The sequence below is a fragment of the Photobacterium sanguinicancri genome, assembly GCF_002265265.1.
Lineage (GTDB): Bacteria > Pseudomonadota > Gammaproteobacteria > Enterobacterales > Vibrionaceae > Photobacterium > Photobacterium sanguinicancri.
Window position 1 is genome coordinate 1 of sequence record NZ_NOIF01000334.1, and the last position, 2,009, is coordinate 2,009.

3 protein-coding genes are annotated in these 2,009 nt (G+C 37.4%); 2 read left to right on the forward strand and 1 reads right to left on the reverse strand.

Annotated features, from left to right (window positions below):
* The first annotated feature begins 435 nt into the window (after positions 1 to 435).
* Together ASV53_RS23765 and ASV53_RS23770 are read left to right on the forward strand one after the other, a co-directional pair.
* Positions 436 to 702 (forward strand): hypothetical protein, encoded by a 267-nt coding sequence (locus ASV53_RS23765; RefSeq protein ID WP_094958963.1) that lies wholly within the window; start codon positions 436 to 438, stop codon positions 700 to 702.
* Between the two features lie 279 nt (positions 703 to 981).
* Positions 982 to 1,476 carry a GNAT family N-acetyltransferase gene (locus ASV53_RS23770; protein ID WP_094958964.1) on the forward strand — a complete coding sequence of 165 codons (495 nt, stop codon included), beginning with the start codon at positions 982 to 984 and terminating at the stop codon, positions 1,474 to 1,476.
* A gap of 12 nt (positions 1,477 to 1,488) precedes the next feature.
* Here the strand turns inward: ASV53_RS23770 and ASV53_RS23775 are convergent.
* A partial coding sequence (locus ASV53_RS23775) for a hypothetical protein (protein WP_205049232.1) occupies positions 1,489 to 2,009 on the reverse strand: 521 nt, incomplete at its 5' end.

The window sequence follows — 2,009 nt, forward strand, 5'->3', positions numbered from 1 at the left end:
GGATAAGTTTACTAACTTGTTCTTTTACATGATTTTAACTCTGTATCTTTTGAATTATTCGAGTTATGTTCTTCTATGGGAACCCACTAATAGTTCTTCCGACTCAGTTAAGGCGTTAGTGGATCTGATTTTATCACGATTGTTAATTATTAGAACAGTTCTCTGGCCAGTATATACTTTTGTGAAAGTAAAATTAGATCAGCGTCAGTAAGCACTCAATAGTGCTCAGGCTAGAAAAAAGTGGAACCAGTATTTAGTGACTTGAGTATCTAAATTAAAAATAACCATTTGGTCACATTCGGCCCCATTTAACAAAAAAAATCAAGGTGATGCATACACTCGGAAATTTTGGTTTTGAGTTCGGCGTGCTTGGTTGGTTCAACGTGGCACACCTAATTGTAGGCGTTAGGAAAATATTCATTCAATGTGGGTCTTATGAACGTAATCAAAGAAACAAAGAAGATTATTAGGGTCATTTATTGGTATCAATACACTGGAGGTTTACACAGACCGCTTAATGGTTCCCATTTTCTTGGTGCAATCTACCTGATCTCTATGGGGGGAGTTTTTATTTTTGGGATATTTAACTACTTAACAGCATTTCAGGTCAATCTTGTCATTAAGTATTATTATGTTTTTATTGGTGTTGGTTTTTTGCTTGGTTTTTGCTTGGATTTTTCATTTGGCGATACGTGTGCTTGAAAAACAATGGGTATAAAGAAGGTGAAGGATATTTTGATTTAATACCCGAAAAGTCTAGAAAGAAAACGGGTTGGTGGATGAATCTAGTTTTTTCAGGTTTTTGTTTTTTTCCATATATATCATCTTTGCTACTTGGTATCGTAGTAAAAGTAATTAAATGAGGTCTACACTGCAACGTGTCTAACAAGGCCATCAAGTGTGGTGTGGACTTCGGTAGTTTTGGTTTGAAGTTCAGCGGGGCGGCACCTTATGGCAAGGCTCTATGTGCTAAGAGGTAATATGGAAATTACGAAAGCAGATATTGGACATGCAGAGCTGTTCAAAAACTATGCGAAAGACTGTGTACAAGAAGGTTTAGAGCTCTATGATGAGGCAAAGCTCGATAGTCATGCCTATTTAAAAAAGCGAATAGCTTATTCTGAGGGCAAAGAATTACCTGCTGGTTGGGCTCCTATATCGACTTATTTCTATATTGAGTCAGGTATTATATGTGGTTCAATTAGATTCCGTCATGGTACAAACGAGTATATTGAAAATGTTATTGGTCATATAGGTTATGACACTCTAGCGCGAGCTAGGGGCCGCGGCGTTGCGACAAAGATGCTTAGGTGGATAGTAAATAATATCATTGAGCATCGAGTTATTATTACTTGTGACGAAGACAATACCGCATCGAGTAGAGTGATAGAAAAATGTGGTGGTGAGTACCTAAGCACTTTCTATTGCGAAGATGAGCAACGTAATGTCCTTCGTTATAAATTAGATCGTACATAAAAAATTGCTCAATCAGGCAGCTAACGTGTGGCATTTTTGGTTTGCAGTTACGTATGCTTGCTTAAGGTAGTCGTAAGCGCCGTTTAGTAAGGCGATAAGTTTACAGGGAGGCTTAGTGAAAAAATTAATTGCTTGTCTACTTTTAATTATTTCTTTTTCTGCGTATGCCAATATGGTTTGGCCTGCAGTATATTTGGAAGCTCGATTATTCTCATGGTGGGCAATATCTGCTGGGTTAGTTATTGAATCTATTTTTGTGCTGAAATTATTTAATTTGCCTGCGATAAAGGCTTTCATTGCCACATTTTGTGCTAATTTTGTATCTGCTGTGGCAGGCATTATTTTAATCCCTCTATCGGGTATTGCTTGGGAAATATTTCCAGGTTCTATCTTCAATGAATTATTTAATATGGGGACATTTAATCCAATTACATGGAGCGCTACATTCATAATCGCGTGCATGATAAATGTTGCCTGTATCTTATAAACATCTCCGAGCCCACGAGACGGAGCTACATCTAGTATGCCGTCTT